The organism is Nonlabens sp. Hel1_33_55 (assembly GCF_900101765.1).
Classification (GTDB): Bacteria; Bacteroidota; Bacteroidia; order Flavobacteriales; family Flavobacteriaceae; genus Nonlabens.
In genome coordinates, this window is sequence record NZ_LT627735.1 from 1317325 (window position 1) to 1333963 (window position 16639).

Consider the following 16639-nt stretch of genomic DNA (forward strand, 5'->3'; position numbering starts at 1 on the left):
TAGAAGTACATTTAGGATCCCTAAAAACCCTAAATAATGATTCATGCACCATTGCATCCTATTGAGCAAGATCGTCTAGAATATTTAAGATCTTTTAAGGTGCAGCCAGAGGTTCCAACAGAGGATCTCGATCAATTACTAGATATTGCTTGCAAATTATTGGGCCTTCCCAAAGGTCTCATTTCAATTGTAGAACGTGATGTAGTAGAGTTTAAATCACAGTATGGATTTAATCTTCCTGCATCGCCTAGAAACCTCAGCTTTTGTTCTCATGCCATCGCCAGTCAAGATGAAATTTTTTACATAGAAGATGCTAGAAATGATCCTTATTTTAAACATCATCCATACGTAAAAGGTAATGATCCTGTAATATTTTATGCTGGTGTGCCCATCATGGACCAGGAGAATCTACCTCTGGGAACTGTTTGTGTCATTGATAGCAAACCAAGGTCTCTAAGTGAAGAGGAAAAAGAATCACTCAAAATGATCAGCAAAATGATTATGAGACAAATGCAGTTGCGCAAGGAAAAACTAGAACTGGAAAAAAAGCAAACTGTACTTAAAGAAAAGAATGACCTTCTCAAAAATTTTGCTCATGTCGTTTCTCATGATATGAAAATGCCACTCGCAAATATGATTATGACAAGTGACGTCATGAGGCAAAAATATAAAGGTAAATTAGATGCAGCTGGTGAAGATTATTTGAAAGGAATAAAGTCTGCAGCTTTTTCCATGCGAGATTACATCGATAATATTTTAAATCACTACGAGAGTGAACAATCTGTTTTAAATACAAACGATCACTTTGATATTAACAGTATGCTTCTCAACATAGAGGAGATGCTGGGAATGAGAAAAGAATACATCCATTTTATTCTACCTGAAAATAATCTTGAGTTGGATTGCGATGAGTCTGCTGTTGAACAAATTCTAGTTAATTTAATAGGTAATAGTTTAAAATATAATACCGAGGAATCGATAAGAATTCAAGTGATAGCAACAGAATCTGACAAATATTATCGTATTTCTATAATAGATAATGGAATGGGTATTCCCGAGACTAAGCAAAAAGAAGTTTTCAAATTATTTACAACACTTAATCAAATAGATCGTAGTGGTAAGCGCGGCCATGGAATAGGATTATCAACAGTGAAAATTCTAGTAGATAAATTAGGTGGTGTTATTACTTGTAAATCTAAAATTGACCAGGGCACTGCCTTCACATTTACCATAGCAAAACAAGTTGGCTAATCATAGGGAACATCCTATCTTTGAGCAATCTTAGATAATCGATGCTTTTTAAAAATCCCAATCTACTTTACGGGCTTTTATTCCTCACCATACCGATTATTGTTCATCTTTTCCAGCTAAGGAAATTCAAAAAAGTACCATTTACAAACGTAGCTTTTTTAAAGCCTCTTATAACTCAAACCAGAAAAAGCCGCACGCTTAAAAAATGGTTAACTCTTATAACGCGTCTTTTAGCAATTGCCGCGATTGTCTTTGCTTTTGCACAGCCATTTCTACCAACTGATGACGATGTGAAACTGGATGAAAATCTGGTCATCTATCTAGATAACTCCAACAGCCTACAAGCAAAAGGGGTTGATGGTAGACTTTATCAAACAGCAGTAAATGATCTAATTGAAAAGCTTCCTTCACAACTTAAGTTTTCTTTATTTACGAATAGTCAGTCGTTTCAAAATGTGACAAAGCAAGAGGTAGCAAACGAGTTAGTAGGCGCTTCTTACTCTTCTACTCAACTAAATCCAGATCAAGTAGTATTGAAAGCAAAGTCTTTTGCGACTCAAAATAACAATAGCCTTTCGTTTCTCTGGATATCAGACTTTCAGAAGCATGGATCTACACCTTTCACTACACCTGATGAATCATGGAATACTCGTTACGTGCAGCTTAGTCCTGTTGAATATAAAAATATAAGTATCGATAGCGCTTTCGTTTCTATTGCAGATAATAACAATTACAATATTCAATTATCACTGTCTTCAAATTTTGAAGAAGAGCAACAAGTAACAGTAAGTTTTTTTAATGAAGATTTACTTTTAGCAAAAACCTCAGCTTTAGTTTCCAATAAAACAGGTGAAGCCAGTTTTGCAATCACTGATCTCAATTCTTTCAAAGGATCCCTGCAGATAGAAGATGATGGTTTGCAATTTGACAATCGACTATATATTTCTAATAACGCTCGAGAAAAAATCAAGGTATTGCATATCAATAATACCGAGACAGATTTTCTAAAAAGAATTTACACAGCTGACGAGTTTGATTACACTATCGCTACGCCAACTAATGTAAATTACAATAGTATCAAGGATCAACAAGTGGTAGTAATTAATGAGCTAAGTGCGGTGACTAGTGCGTTAGCTACTGAACTGAATAAGTTTACATCGGCTGGGAATACTCTTATCGTTATACCGACTATTAATGGAACAGGATACGAATCATTGAACGGTCTAAACAGATTGAACACAACTACAAATGAAAAGCGAATTACTGGAATCAACTTTGATCATCCAATACTGCAAAATGTTTTTAGCAAACGTGTTACCAATTTTCAATACCCAAAAGTCAATAGTACTACATCAAATAATAACGGTGGAAATCCCGTTTTATCCTACGATGACGGCAATGCGTTTCTATCTGAATTGAACAACACCTTTGTATTCACCGCACCGCTCAACGAAGAGAATTCAAACTTCCAGAATTCACCACTAGTGGTACCTGTGTTTTATAAAATTGGCCTGAGAAATACTAGCGCTGGCACATTATATTACCCGATATCTGAACGCAATGACATTAGCTTTCAAGTGAATTTAGAACAAGATCAAATTCTGGAACTGCAAATGGAAGAAGAGCGTATTATTCCTGAACAACGTGCCTATAATTCATTTGCAACAATTACTACAGGCAATGAGATAAATCGCGCGGGAAATTATCGTGTTATATTAGAGAACCAGCCTATAGCTTCCGTTTCATTCAATTCTTATCGAGCAGAAAATCTTGATAGTTATTATTCAAATGAAGAAATAGGTGCAACAGTATTGAGTGAAGTAGGTGAATTTGTCCAAGAGTTGGAAAGTGAAAATAACAAGATTGAGCTATGGAAAATATTTATCATGGCCGCTTTGCTTTTTCTCATCTGTGAATTATTGATTTTAAAATTTCTGAAATGATACTCATAAAAAATGCTCACATCCATCAACCAGATGGCGACTATCACGATAAGAAGATGGACATTCTTATCGAGAACAGAATCATTGAAAGAATAGAGCCATCCATCGATCTAGATGTCGATCTAGTCATTGAACATAAGGATCTAAATGTCTCCGTTGGTTGGTTTGATAGCAGTGTGAGTTTTGGAGAGCCCGGTTTTGAGGAACGTCAAACCATGAAAAATGGAATGGATGTAGCGGCAAGCAGCGGTTTTACCAACATTATGCTCAACCCAAACAACAAACCAAACCCACAAGATGCCTCTGGTGTCAACTACCTAAAGTCCATAAGCGCAGGTCATGCAACAACATTACATCCTGTTGGGAATTTTAGCATAGATCAAAAAGGAGATCATCTTGCAGAACTGTTTGATATGCACAATGCAGGTGCAGTATCCTTTTATGATTTCAAAAATTCTTTAGAAAATGCAAACTTGCTAAAGGTAGGTTTGCAATATGTCAAACCTTTTGATGGAGTCATTCAATCGTTTCCTCAGGATGCTCAAATCGCCGGAAAAGGAATGGTTAATGAAGATGTTGCTGGCACACAATTAGGCCTGAAAACAATCCCAAAATTCGCTGAAGAACTGCGCGTTTCAAGAGACATTGAAATAGCAAGATATACTGGAGCAGACTTACATATTCCCACAATAACTACAGGCGCGTCACTTGAACTTATTAAAAAAGCCAAAAAAGATGGACTTAAGATTACCTGTAGCGTATCTGTTCATCATCTATTACAAAATAGCGAGGCACTAATTGAATACGACACAAATTTCAAAGTTCAGCCTCCATTGAGAGATCCAGCTGAAAATAAAAATTTGATCAAACATATAAAATCAGGAACAGTAGATATGATCACTTCAGATCATACGCCTCTTGCCATAGAGTCCAAGGAAGTTGAATTCGATCAGGCAGATTATGGGACGATAGGTCTAGAAAGTGTTTATGGAGCGCTTAGTCAAAAGATTGACCAAGCAACTTTAATAAAACTACTAACCGCAGGTTACGAGGTTTTTTTAAAAGATTCTCCCAAAATAGAAGTTGGAGCTGTTGCTAATCTTACTTTCTTCACAACAGAAGTAAATTATACACAGGAAAGAAAACAACTAAAGAGTACCTCTAAAAACAGTCTTTTTATAGGAATGAAAATGAAAGGAAAAGCTCTTGGAATTTATAACAATGGAAAACTAATCTGGAATGAATAACGACCCACAAGGTAAGTCACTAGCGCTTTTTGCGTATGCAAGTGCCATCCTTCTATATTTTCACCTTATCGTCTTTGTAGCCGCTTTAGGCGTAGCTATTTTACTTAACCTAAATAAAAATCAGCCGTTTGCTACCTTTCATCACAGGCAGATGCTAGGGATCGCTTGTATCGCTTTATTGATCAGCGCTTTTAGCAATATTTTACCTAATGGCTGGATCGCATTTGTCCTAATTTCCCTGATTATTTTCATGGCGATTTTAGGATTTGCAGATGCCTATAAAAACCAAACCACTCCGCTACCCTATGTAGGCGAACAATTCCAAAAGTGGTTCACATTTATCAAATAACATGAATACAGATTTAAGTCTTCAATATATCTCAAGACCTGCCGATAAGGCAAATGCCCCATTACTAATTCTAGTCCATGGTTACGGTTCTAACGAGCAGGATTTATTCTCTTTTGCACCACAAATGGATAAAGGAATCCATATAATTTCCGTTCGCGCACCTTACGATTTACCGCCATATGGCGCTGCGTGGTATGCAATTGACTACACGGCAGATAAAGGAAAGTTTTCTGATCTTAATCAAGCGAGAGAAAGCATTCAGCTTCTCAAAACCTTCATAGTTGAAATTGTAGATCGCTACAATGTAAACAAGGAAAGCGTCAATATTCTTGGCTTTTCACAGGGCGCGATTCTCTCCATGGCAATGGCGCTTTCAGACCCTACTATTTTCAGGAATGTGGTTGCAATGTCTGGATATTTGAATGAAGATCTTGTTGAAGATATAAATGGTTTGGAATCTCGCTTTCGCGAAAGCGAACTCAAAACAAACTTCTTCATTTCTCATGGAACTATGGATCAAGTTATTCCATTTGACTGGGCCATGCAGGTACAACCAGTGATGGAAAAACTGAATGTGGACTATCTTTTCAAACAATATCCTATGGGTCATGGTGTCTCTCCAGAGAATTTTCACGACATGAAAAAATGGCTTGAAGAAAGACTCTAACTACCTGTAACGATCATTGAGTACGGAAGCGGTAGTCTCTAAAGTAATTGTGTCCTCGTCCTGAATTGTATAGGTGACCAGCAACTCGCCCCATTGATTATTGTCAGAAAAGTTGACCAACACCCATTTATGGTTGATGAATCTGGTGTCATTGATCTGAAAACCGCGACCCTGGCCAGTAAATGGTACTAATGGATTACCTCCTGATTCCAGGTTTAAATCAAGCAATTGATCCGTGACATTCTGCTGTACTCGCTCTGAGGTCCATCCCAGTTTTTCAAAATAATTTTTAGCTTCTTGATGCTGTTCAAGGGTAAAGCTAATAGGCTGATTGAGTTGGGAATCTGCAATACTGTCAAGTAGAGCATCCTGCTCCACAGTTTTGGCTCGTAATGAGATGACATCGTTTTCAATGGATTCTTGATAATTCCTGCCGTTCACATACAGAATCAAGGCGATTAGTGAAGCAAAGATAAATAGATATAAAAAGAGATTGCGTCTCATGAATGTGATGTTAATTTTAAGGTGTCATAGGCCAGAAATACATTTTCTGGTAGGCTTTTTTCTACTTCTTTGTGGAAACCTAAATGATAGCTAATGTGTGTAAAATATGTTCGCTTAGGTTTTAATTCATCAACCAGTGCGAGTGCCTCCTCAATGTTCAAATGAGTTTTATGCGGTTCATATCTCAAGGCATTGATGACCAGAATGTCAAGATTTTTGAGCTTTTCCTTTTCATTAGATTCGATAGTTTTTACATCGGTCATGTAGGCTAGATCTCCAATTCGGAAACCATGGACCGGTATAAAACCGTGACTAGCCTTTATAGGCATGATTTTGACACCTTCAATGATGAGTTCATCGGTATCAAATCGATGTATTTCCAGGTCTGCTACTCCAGGATATTTATCTACTTCCTTAAACATGTAGCTAAATCGATCTCTCAAAGATTCCTCGACTCGATTTGTCATGTAACACTGGATGGCTCCTTGTCTAAAAAAGACGGGTCGTAAATCATCGAGGCCGGCTGTGTGATCTGCATGTTCGTGAGTGAACAATAAGGCGTCAAAACCGTCTATATGATTTGTTAGCATTTGTTGTCTAAAGTCAGGCCCACAGTCAATAATAAAGCGCTTGTCATCTACAGCAATAGCAGCACTTACTCTTAATCGTCTATCTCGTGGATCTGTACTCAAACAAACTGGATGATCGCTTCCTATAACGGGAATTCCCTGCGATGTACCTGTGCCTAGTATGGTGATTTCTACTTTCATTAAGTTAGGTTAAAAGTATTGATATTTTTTTGTTCTACTAGGACGTTCGTTACCTTTGTTTATAACATCTAAAGACGTTTACATGGCCATTACCTTACCAGGAGATAACGACTTTGAGTCAGTTCCTTCCCTCAAAAACAAAGCTCTTAGAATTAATCTGAACCGTAATATCTACGGGACTTTTGCAGAAATAGGAGCTGGCCAGGAAACGGTAAGGCATTTCTTTAGAGCAGGTGGCGCTTCGGGAACTATTGCAAAAGCAATGAGTGCCTACGATAAGGACTTTTCTGATGCCGTTTACGGTATTCAAGATGATGGTCGCTATGTAACCGAATCTAGACTGCGCAAGATGTTGCGTCACGAGACCGATCTTATTGAAGAGCGCATTTCCAGAGAAAAACATCCAGACAAATTATTCTTCACCTATGCAAATACGGTAGCTACTATCGATTTTGCTAAGAAATTTTTAGGTCACGGTTGGGTAGGAATAAAATTTCAGGCTGCGCCAGGCGAGGAATACAGCGAAATTATTCTACACGTTCGTTTCAAGGAACGTGACGCACGATTGCAACAAATCACACTGGGAACCTTGGGGACCAATTTGATTTACGGCGCTTTTTACAAGCATGATCAGCCTAAAAAACTCTTGAAATATCTTTACGATCATATTGATAAGGATAAGATCGAGATTGACATGATCAATTTTGATGGACCTCGATTCAAAAACGTGGATAACCGTTTGATGAGTCTGCAGTTATTACGTAATGAAATGACTGAGGCCGTAATGTTCGGCCCAGACGGTAAAAACATTCTTGCTGCTAGAATTCTTTATAAGAAGAATGTATTAGCCTTGAGAGGTAGCTTTAGACCAGTAACTAAGGTAAATATGGATATGTATCACAAGGCTCGATCCATGTTTGTAAAATCAGGAAAGGTTCAGGAGGATCGATTGGAAACCATATTTGAAATTACGCTTAGTAACTTAAAAGCTTCTGGTGAAATTGATGAAGAAGACTTCATGCATCGCGCAGAACTTCTCTGTTCATTAGGTCAAACGGTAATGATCTCTAACTTTAAGGAGTACTATCGCTTAGTGGAATATCTAAATAATTATACAAAAGAGCGCATTGGGCTTGTAATGGGAACCAATAATCTCATCGACATATTTGACACTCAATATTATCACCACTTAAGCGGCGGTATATTAGAAGCCTTTGGAAAACTATTCTTCAAGGATTTGCGTGTATATCTATATCCTATGCAGGATGCCGAAACTGGCGAACTCACGACTAGTGAGAATCTAAAGGTACATCCACGTATGAAGGAATTGTACAAATTCTTCAAGTACAACGGTCGTGTGATTGACATAGAAAACTTTGACTCAGAAATAGGTCATATCTACTCACGCGAGGTGTTGCGCATGATTGAATCTGGTGAAGATGGCTGGCAAGATATGTTACCAGAAGGTATTCCAGAATTGATTGATGAAGGTAACTTCTTTGGCTGCAATGAAAACTGCGAACCCGAAACGGTGGATTAAATACTACAGGATTTGATCTGTATGTTCTTTAGTCTTGACTTTTGAAATCACTTCTTCAATAACCCCATTTTCATCAATTACAAAAGTGGTGCGGTGAATACCATCGTATTCTTTACCCATAAACTTTTTCGGGCCCCAAACTTTGTATGCATTGAGCAATTCGTGATTCTCATCTGCTAGTAGGTCGTAGGGTAACTCAAACTTTTCCTTAAAATTGGATTGGCGCTTTTGACTATCTGCACTGGCGCCTAATATTTCGTATCCGCTTTCGCGAAAGCGAGATACATTATCTCTTAAATTGCAAGCTTCAGCAGTACATCCTGGGGTACTAGCTTTGGGATAAAAGAATAGAACCAACTTTTTACCTTTGAAGTCAGAAAGCGAGACTATTTCACCGTCTTGGTTAGGAATTGAAAAATCAGGAGCTTTGTAGCCAGCTTTGAGAGTCGTCATGGTATAGTTTTTAATAACACGAAGATAGTAATGAAAAAACAGGAAAAAGTAAATTTTGTAATACAAACGCTAGAAGAACTTTATCCAGTCATTCCTGTTCCATTGGATCACAAAGATCCTTATACGCTACTAATTGCTGTGTTAATGAGTGCTCAAAGTACTGATGTTAGGGTGAATCAAATCACGCCTTTACTATTTGAACGAGCAGACAATCCGTATGATATGATCCGACTTTCTGTAGAAGAAATAAGGGAAATCATCAAACCTGTAGGACTATCTCCTATGAAGGCAAAAGGTATTTACGGATTGAGTCATATTTTAATCGATAAGCATAATGGCCTTGTTCCTAAAACCTACGAAGAATTGGAAGAACTTCCTGCGGTAGGTCACAAAACAGCAGCTGTAGTTTTGTCTCAAGCCTTTGGAATACCAGCATTTCCTGTGGATACTCATATACATCGATTAATGTACCGATGGAACTTGACTAATGGAAAGAACGTGGTACAAACAGAAAGAGATGCCAAGCGCTTATTTCCGGAAGAAAAATGGAACGAACTTCATTTACAAATCATCTGGTATGGCCGTCAATATAGTCCTGCTCGTGGTTGGGATCTAGAGAAAGACATCATCACCAAAACAATAGGCAGAAAAACAGTTCTAGCAGATTACCATAAAATAAAAACCCGTCGAGGCAAAGCCTAGACGGGTCAAGCAAATCTAAAAAACAAAATTTAGTTGTTTAATGTTTCAAAAGTCATGTGATTGACTTTTATGACACTAAGTGCTTTTGAAAAGGATAAAATCCTTTGAATTGTTTCTGGTCGTGGACCTGATGTTTTCAATGATTCTGGAGTAGGTTTATTGTAAAGTTTTGGCATGTGATAGTGTTATTGATTTTACTCAAAACGCACAAAACTTGTCAATATTATATTCCAGAATAAATTATTGTGTCAAAACAATGTTGTGCTTATCAATGACCTTGCGCAAATTGATGAGCGCATATCGCATTCTACCTAGAGCGGTGTTGATACTCACATCTGTAGTTTCAGCGATTTCCTTAAACGACATCTCCTTATAAATACGCATCACCAATACTTCTTTTTGATCGTCTGGCAATTCCTCAATCAATCGCTTTACATCACTATGTACTTGATCTGTAATCAAGGCAGATTCTATACTATCCTCACCATCACTGATTACATCAAAAATATCGAAGTCGTTACGTGATTGAAATTTAGGCATGCGCTTGTTCCTGCGGAAGTGGTCGATAACCAAATTATGAGAGATCCTCATTACCCAGGGCAAAAACTTTCCTTCTTCATTGTACTTTCCTCTTTTAAGGGTACGAATTACTTTAATGAAGGTATCTTGAAAAATATCTTCAGTAATATCCCGATCCAAAACTTTGGAAAAGATAAAACCGTGAATTCTTTGTTGGTGTCTTTTGATTAGAATCTCTAGAGAAGATTCCTGGCCTTCCATGTACTGCTTTACCAGTACGGCATCACTTGCGTCTTTGAAGTTCATACGATAACAACTAATGATCTTGTTCAAAATGAAGTCGATCTGTTTTAAAGTAGTGTTATTGTATACGCGGTGTTTAAATTTTGTTAACGGGTTAAAGATAACAACATTTGTTCCAAACTAACAAAACTTCGCTTTGGAATTTAACATATTAATGATTCCGTAGAACATCATATCGTTGAACCGCTTGTTATCTTTGTGTTTATGGCAAAAAAGATCATCTTCGATAATATAGATTCCCTAAGTCCCAAAAAGAATATTCTAGTCAAGGGTGCTGAGTTACACAACCTTAAAAAGCTCAATGCGGTCATTCCTAGAAATGAAATGGTCGTCATTACAGGGCTTTCTGGTAGTGGTAAATCATCTCTAGCATTTGATACACTTTATGCAGAAGGTCAACGTCGTTACGTTGAGAGTCTTTCCTCCTATGCGAGACAGTTTTTAGGGAGATTGAATAAGCCAAAAGTTGAATACATCAAAGGGATCGCACCTGCGATAGCCATTGAACAAAAGGTCAACTCAACAAATCCTAGAAGTACAGTAGGTACAACGACAGAAATCTATGATTACCTCAAACTACTATTTGCTCGTATAGGCCGTACCTACTCTCCTATTTCTGGAAACGAAGTAAAGAAAGATACCGTCACAGATGTCATCAATTACATCAAGAAAGAAGAAGATGGGACTAAAATGCTACTTACCACAAGATTAATCGTCAAGGGAAAACGCGATGTGCCTCAGCAGTTAGCCGTACTGCTACAGCAAGGTTTTACCCGTATCAAGGTGAACGGTGAAGTACATCGTATTGATGAGAATGAACTCACCTTTTCTAGCAAGGATAAAGTATTCATCGTTATTGACCGTATCATCAAACGCGATGATGAAGATTTTTACAACCGCCTTGCAGATGCCGTCGACACCGCTTTTTTTGAAGGAAAAGGCGTTGCTTATGTAGAACATCTAGATGGATCAAAATCCCGAGAGTTCACCAACAAATTTGAATTGGACGGTATAGAGTTTCTGGAACCTAACCCGAATCTGTTCAGCTTTAATAATCCTTATGGTGCTTGCCCTAAATGTGAAGGTTATGGCGACGTCATAGGTATTGATGAAGACTTAGTTATACCTAACACTGCTTTATCAGTCTATGAAAGTGCGGTTTTTCCATGGCGTGGTGAGAACATGAGTTGGTACAAGGATCAACTAATCAAGAATGCTGGCAAATTTGATTTCCCTATTCATAGACCCTGGTTTGAACTGACAACAAAGCAAAAGGACCTTGTCTGGGATGGTAACAAATATTTTTCTGGACTCAATGATTTCTTTGCAGAGCTTGAATCCAAAGCCTATAAAATTCAAAATCGGGTTATGCTATCGCGTTATCGTGGCAAGACTAGATGTTCAGTCTGCAAAGGAAAACGATTGCGTCCTGAAGCAAATTATGTAAAAATCAACAACACGACGATTACGGATCTGGTTGAAATGCCCATCAAAAATCTGAAAACTTACTTTCAGGAATTACAGCTGGATGAATCGCAACAGATCATTGCAAAACGGCTTTTAAAGGAAATCAACAGTCGCCTGGAATTCTTATCTGATGTTGGGCTAGACTACCTCACATTGAACCGTAAATCAAACACCCTTTCTGGCGGTGAATCGCAGCGGATCAATCTTGCAACTTCATTAGGAAGTAGCTTAGTAGGCAGCATGTACATTCTGGATGAACCCAGTATTGGACTGCATCCGCGAGATACTAAGAGATTGATTAAAGTTTTGAAAAACCTGCGTGATCTAGGTAATACTGTGATCATTGTAGAGCATGATGAAGAAATTATGCAGGCAGCAGATCGCATTATTGATATTGGCCCAGAAGCTGGTACGCACGGCGGCGAGGTCGTAGCTGCAGGAACTCTTGCAGAAATCTTGAAATCATCGAGTCTGACTGCTCAATACTTGAATGGTTCTATGGAAATTCCGCTTCCGCGAAAGCGTAGAACCTATAAATATCACGTTGATATTACCGGTGCTCGTCAAAATAATCTTAAGAACATTGACGTCACTTTCCCATTAGGAGTGTTGACTATGATCACAGGTGTTTCTGGTAGCGGAAAGTCCACGCTGGTAAAGCAAATTCTATATCCAGCCATGCTGAAAAAGTTGGGCGGCTACGGAGCAAAAGCTGGCCAATTTACCGATATATCTGGAAAGTTCGAGAATGTAAAAACGGTTGAGTTCATTGACCAAAATCCCATTGGGCGCAGTTCACGTTCCAATCCCATTACTTACATAAAGGCTTATGACGATATTCGCTCCTTATTTGCTTCTCAAAAAGTTTCAAAAATCAGGAACTATCAACCGAAACACTTCTCTTTTAATGTAGATGGTGGGCGTTGTGAAACCTGTAAAGGTGATGGTGAGGTAACTATAGAAATGCAGTTCATGGCAGATGTAACGCTGGTTTGTGAAACCTGTAATGGAAAGCGATTTAAAAAAGAAATTCTTGAGGTCCAGTTTGAAGGAAAGAATATTGATGACGTCCTAAACTTAACGATCAATGATGCAATGGAATTCTTCAATGAGCACTCGCAAGATAAAATATCGAGAAAAATTAAGCCGTTGCAGGACGTTGGTTTGGGCTATGTTACTTTAGGACAAAGTAGTTCTACTCTATCTGGTGGTGAGGCGCAGCGTATTAAATTGGCTAGTTTTCTAGTGAAAGGTACCACCAGCGATAAGACCTTATTTATTTTTGATGAGCCTACTACCGGACTACACTTTCACGATATCAATAAATTGCTGGACAGTTTCAATGCACTGATTGAAAAAGGTCATAGCGTGATCGTTATTGAGCATAATATGGATCTCATCAAATGCGCAGATTATGTGATTGACTTAGGTCCCGATGGCGGTGCAGAAGGCGGTTACTTAGTAGCGGCAGGCACTCCTGAAGAAGTTGCTAAAGTAAAGAAGAGTCATACCGCGCCATTTATTGCAGAAAAGCTAAATTAGGCCACTAAATTTCATGGAATGAAAAGACCTAGATTGCGCCGTAAGGCCACACCCAAATCCAGAAGCAGTGTTTTTCAACCGCCTGGAACGATATCATATGTAGGTGAAGAAAGGCATGGAGAAGTCACTAGCGAGACCATCTTATACGATACCAACGAATTCAAAAAGCTGGATGGAATCTATCTGGACAAACTAAGTGAGGACCATGTAAACTGGTTCAATATTGATGGTGTACATGAAATAGATCTATTGGAGAAGGTAGGTAGCAAATTCCATTTGCATCATCTTCTACTTGAAGATATTGCAAATACTACACAACGTCCCAAAACCGAGTTCTACCAAGAATGCATCTATCAGTGTATTAAAATGATAAGTTACAATCCTGAAGAAAAAGACATTGATCAGGAACAAGTAAGCATATTATTGACAAAAGATGCTGTTATTACTTTTCAGGAAAAGACCGGTGATGTTTTTGAAAATATAAGAGAACGCATTGAAGAAAGTCGCGGGCGTATACGATCCAGCAAAAATGACTATCTGTTTTATGCACTGATTGATTCAGTGATTGATCATTATTTTATAGCCGTAGAACAGATAGGTGAGCACCTAGATCAACTTGAGGATGAGATATTTGATGATCCACAGAAAGAATCCTTGGAACGTGTCCAGAAGAATAAACGTATGCTTCTCAAATTAAGACGCGCTATTTTTCCGTTACGAGAATCGATTAGTCGTCTTTTAAAAGAAGATTCTGAATTGATCGATCAACATATCAAGAGTTATTTCCAGGATGCGTATGACCACTGTATACAGATTATAGAAACTGTAGAGTCCTATCGAGAAATCAACGCTGGTCTTAGAGATATGTATTTATCAAGCGTGAGTTATAAGATGAACCAGATCATGCAGGTGTTGACCATCATATCTTCTATATTTATTCCATTAACTTTTGTTGCAGGTATTTATGGAATGAACTTCGAATACATTCCTGAATTAAAATGGGAACATGGTTATCGATATTTCTGGATTTTGAGTGGATGTTTATTTGTGGCTTTGCTTGGTTTCTTCAAATGGAAAAAATGGTTGTAGAGGATGAAAAATAAGTTTGGCACGCCAATTGTAATATACTAATCGAAGGTTGTTTATGAAGAGTAAATTTCTTTCATAAAGTTTTTTGGTTGGTTAGTGGGAAATCTCGAGATGTCTTTTGACTCTCGGGATTTCCTCGTTTTAGGAGGTTTTCATTTTCCCAAACAACGTATTTTTAAGCCATGAAAAATATACTAACTCTACTGCTTATTACTGTACTCGTCAGCTGTAATAAGCCCTCTGAAAAAAACCAGCAGGAAGTCTCCCAATCCGAAACGGAAGCAACAATAGATAAAAAAAAGTTTCCTGAAGATTTTCTCGGTATCTATAAAGGTGATTTGAAAATCACATCAAGCAATGGAGAGCAATCCATTCCCATGGAGTTTCACATGAATAAGACAGATTCTATTGATAATTTTAAGTACACTATTTATTATGGAGAAGAGCGTTCTCCACGTAATTATAACTTAAAGAGAACTCATAACCCCAACCTATTCTTAGTAGATGAGAACAATGGTATTATTCTCGAGAGTGCGTACGCAAATCACACTTTGTATAGCACCTATGAAGTCGCTAATAATCTTTTAAATAGCACAGAGATATTCTATGACGATCGTATGGAGTTTATGATTGCGCTTTCCAGGATTCAAGATACCTCTATGACAGGAAAAGAAGAAAGCGCGATTGTAAAGAATTATCCGCTTTCTGTGATGCAACGTGCTACATTGTATAAGCAATAGATATTCTGTTACAATCCACAAGTCTAGCAACATACCATCATAAGGTGCGGAATTAATTCCGCACCTTATGATGGTATAGGCTTACGAAGCCTATACCTAGTAACTAAAAAAGTCCCGCTCGTGCGGGACTTTATAATTATCGCAAATGCGAAAGTGATTTATTATCTAAGCAAACGCTTCAGCGACACTTGCACTCAATCGTTTATAAACACCAGAATCCAATCGATCACGGATGGCGTCAAACGCATCAAGCGTTTCTTCAATATCTTGCATCGTGTGAGTTGCCGTTGGTATCAATCTTAATAAGATAAGTCCTTTAGGAATTACCGGATATACAACGATAGAACAGAACACACCATAGTTTTCTCTAAGGTCTTTTACCAAAGCCATGGCTTCTGGAATACTTCCTTTAAGATAAACTGGAGTTACACAACTTTGTGTAGTTCCTATGTCAAAACCTCTTTTCTTAAGTCCTGATTGTAGAGCGTTTACATTATCCCAAAGCTTCTCTTTAAGCTCTGGCATTGTGCGTAACATATCTAGACGTTTTAATGCGCCTACTACTAGTTGCATTTGCAATGATTTGGCAAACATCTGCGATCTCAAGTTGTACTTAAGGTAATCCATGATTTCCTTATCGGCAGCGATGAAAGCTCCTGTACTTGCCAGGGATTTTGCAAAAGTTGCAAAATAAACATCGATATCATCCTGTATGCCTTGCTCCTCACCTGCTCCAGCGCCTGTTTTACCAAGCGTACCAAAACCATGAGCATCATCAACAAAAAGTCTGAATTTATATTTTTTCTTTAAAGCAACGATCTCTTTTAAGCGACCTTGCTCACCACGCATTCCAAAAACACCTTCGGAGATCACTAGGATTCCGCCACCGGTTTCTTCAGCGATTTTTGTGGCACGTTGTAGGTTTTTCTCGATACTTTCTAAATCGTTGTGCTTATAGGTAAATCTCTTACCATGATGCAAACGAACGCCATCAATAATACAAGCGTGAGCATCTACATCATAAACGATAACATCATCCTTAGAAACCAAAGCATCTACAGTAGATACCATTCCTTGGTACCCAAAATTCAACAAATAAGCAGCTTCCTTGTTTACAAAAGCAGCAAGCTCATCTTGTAATTGTTCGTGAAGATCTGTGTGACCACTCATCATACGCGCTCCCATTGGGTAGGCACTACCGTATTCTGCAGCAGCTTCTGCATCTACTTTACGAACTTCAGGGTGATTGGCAAGTCCTAGATAATCGTTGACACTCCAGGTAATTACCTCACGACCGTTGAATCTCATGCGGTTTGCAATAGGTCCTTCAAGTTTTGGAAAAACGAAATAACCTTCTGCTACAGAAGCCCATTTTCCTAGAGGTCCCTTGTCTTTATAAATCTTATCAAATAAATCGTTCATGATACAAATTAAGTGTACAAATATACGATAGAAATGGCAGATTTCCTATACGTAAATCGCCTAACAATCTACTTAAATAGTTGATAAAGTGTTGAAAACTAATGAGTTGAAATTGTAAGTTCGCTTTCGCG

The 16639-nt window shown here is 38.1% G+C and carries 16 protein-coding genes; 10 read left to right on the forward strand and 6 right to left on the reverse strand.

Going from position 1 to position 16639, the window contains the following annotated elements:
* Positions 1 to 36 precede the first annotated feature (36 nt).
* Genes BLO34_RS05770 through BLO34_RS05790 form a run of 5 tightly spaced genes read left to right on the forward strand, consistent with a single transcriptional unit; the run spans position 37 to position 5457 of the window.
* Positions 37 to 1251: a GAF domain-containing sensor histidine kinase gene (locus BLO34_RS05770; protein WP_090753376.1), complete on the forward strand. Its 1215-nt coding sequence runs from the start codon at positions 37 to 39 to the stop codon at positions 1249 to 1251.
* A 41-nt stretch (positions 1252 to 1292) separates the two neighbouring features.
* Positions 1293 to 3194, forward strand: a complete 1902-nt coding sequence (locus BLO34_RS05775) for a BatA domain-containing protein (protein ID WP_090753378.1) — start codon at positions 1293 to 1295, stop codon at positions 3192 to 3194.
* Positions 3191 to 4441, forward strand: a complete 1251-nt coding sequence (locus BLO34_RS05780) for a dihydroorotase (RefSeq protein WP_090753380.1) — start codon at positions 3191 to 3193, stop codon at positions 4439 to 4441. The genes BLO34_RS05775 and BLO34_RS05780 overlap by 4 nt, the downstream gene beginning before the upstream one ends.
* Positions 4434 to 4790, forward strand: a complete 357-nt coding sequence (locus BLO34_RS05785; protein WP_090753382.1) for a hypothetical protein — start codon at positions 4434 to 4436, stop codon at positions 4788 to 4790. Before BLO34_RS05780 ends, BLO34_RS05785 begins: the two co-directional genes overlap by 8 nt.
* 1 nt (position 4791) lies before the next feature.
* Positions 4792 to 5457 carry an alpha/beta hydrolase gene (locus tag BLO34_RS05790; RefSeq protein WP_090753384.1) on the forward strand — a complete coding sequence of 222 codons (666 nt, stop codon included), beginning with the start codon at positions 4792 to 4794 and terminating at the stop codon, positions 5455 to 5457.
* Here BLO34_RS05790 and BLO34_RS05795 read toward each other — a convergent pair whose 3' ends face one another.
* Together BLO34_RS05795 and BLO34_RS05800 are read right to left on the reverse strand one after the other, a co-directional pair.
* Entirely contained in the window at positions 5458 to 5961 is a 504-nt protein-coding gene (locus BLO34_RS05795) for a hypothetical protein (protein ID WP_090753386.1), read from the reverse strand.
* Positions 5958 to 6731 (reverse strand): MBL fold metallo-hydrolase, encoded by a 774-nt coding sequence (locus tag BLO34_RS05800; protein WP_090753388.1) that lies wholly within the window; start codon positions 6729 to 6731, stop codon positions 5958 to 5960. Before BLO34_RS05800 ends, BLO34_RS05795 begins: the two co-directional genes overlap by 4 nt.
* An 82-nt stretch (positions 6732 to 6813) precedes the next feature.
* Here BLO34_RS05800 and BLO34_RS05805 point away from each other — a divergent pair, with 82 nt between their 5' ends.
* The gene (locus BLO34_RS05805; RefSeq protein WP_090753391.1) at positions 6814 to 8271 is read left to right on the forward strand and encodes a nicotinate-nucleotide adenylyltransferase; all 1458 of its coding nucleotides are present in this window, start codon (positions 6814 to 6816) and stop codon (positions 8269 to 8271) included.
* A gap of 3 nt (positions 8272 to 8274) precedes the next feature.
* Here BLO34_RS05805 and bcp read toward each other — a convergent pair whose 3' ends face one another.
* A complete protein-coding gene (gene bcp, locus BLO34_RS05810) occupies positions 8275 to 8724 on the reverse strand; it encodes a thioredoxin-dependent thiol peroxidase (protein ID WP_090753393.1) in 450 nt (149 codons plus the stop codon).
* A gap of 30 nt (positions 8725 to 8754) precedes the next feature.
* Between bcp and BLO34_RS05815 the strand changes: the two genes are divergently transcribed.
* The gene (locus BLO34_RS05815) at positions 8755 to 9426 is read left to right on the forward strand and encodes an endonuclease III domain-containing protein (protein ID WP_090753395.1); all 672 of its coding nucleotides are present in this window, start codon (positions 8755 to 8757) and stop codon (positions 9424 to 9426) included.
* 29 nt (positions 9427 to 9455) lie between these two features.
* On the opposite strand, the gene BLO34_RS14670 is transcribed toward BLO34_RS05815, so the two are convergent.
* Together BLO34_RS14670 and BLO34_RS05820 are read right to left on the reverse strand one after the other, a co-directional pair.
* Positions 9456 to 9602: a hypothetical protein gene (locus BLO34_RS14670; protein ID WP_172823957.1), complete on the reverse strand. Its 147-nt coding sequence runs from the start codon at positions 9600 to 9602 to the stop codon at positions 9456 to 9458.
* A gap of 64 nt (positions 9603 to 9666) precedes the next feature.
* Positions 9667 to 10251 carry an RNA polymerase sigma factor gene (locus BLO34_RS05820; protein WP_090753397.1) on the reverse strand — a complete coding sequence of 195 codons (585 nt, stop codon included), beginning with the start codon at positions 10249 to 10251 and terminating at the stop codon, positions 9667 to 9669.
* Positions 10252 to 10452: 201 nt separating this feature from the next.
* On the opposite strand from BLO34_RS05820, the gene uvrA reads away from it, so the two are divergent.
* From uvrA to BLO34_RS05835, 3 genes are all read left to right on the forward strand, one after another.
* Positions 10453 to 13257: an excinuclease ABC subunit UvrA gene (gene uvrA / locus BLO34_RS05825; RefSeq protein WP_090753399.1), complete on the forward strand. Its 2805-nt coding sequence runs from the start codon at positions 10453 to 10455 to the stop codon at positions 13255 to 13257.
* A gap of 18 nt (positions 13258 to 13275) precedes the next feature.
* Positions 13276 to 14346, forward strand: a complete 1071-nt coding sequence (corA, locus tag BLO34_RS05830) for a magnesium/cobalt transporter CorA (protein ID WP_090753401.1) — start codon at positions 13276 to 13278, stop codon at positions 14344 to 14346.
* Positions 14347 to 14528: 182 nt separating this feature from the next.
* Entirely contained in the window at positions 14529 to 15086 is a 558-nt protein-coding gene (locus BLO34_RS05835; protein WP_090753403.1) for a hypothetical protein, read from the forward strand.
* 165 nt (positions 15087 to 15251) lie between these two features.
* Here the strand turns inward: BLO34_RS05835 and BLO34_RS05840 are convergent, their stop codons facing one another.
* A complete protein-coding gene (locus BLO34_RS05840; protein ID WP_090753405.1) occupies positions 15252 to 16508 on the reverse strand; it encodes an aminotransferase class I/II-fold pyridoxal phosphate-dependent enzyme in 1257 nt (418 codons plus the stop codon).
* Between the last annotated feature and the right edge of the window lie 131 nt (positions 16509 to 16639).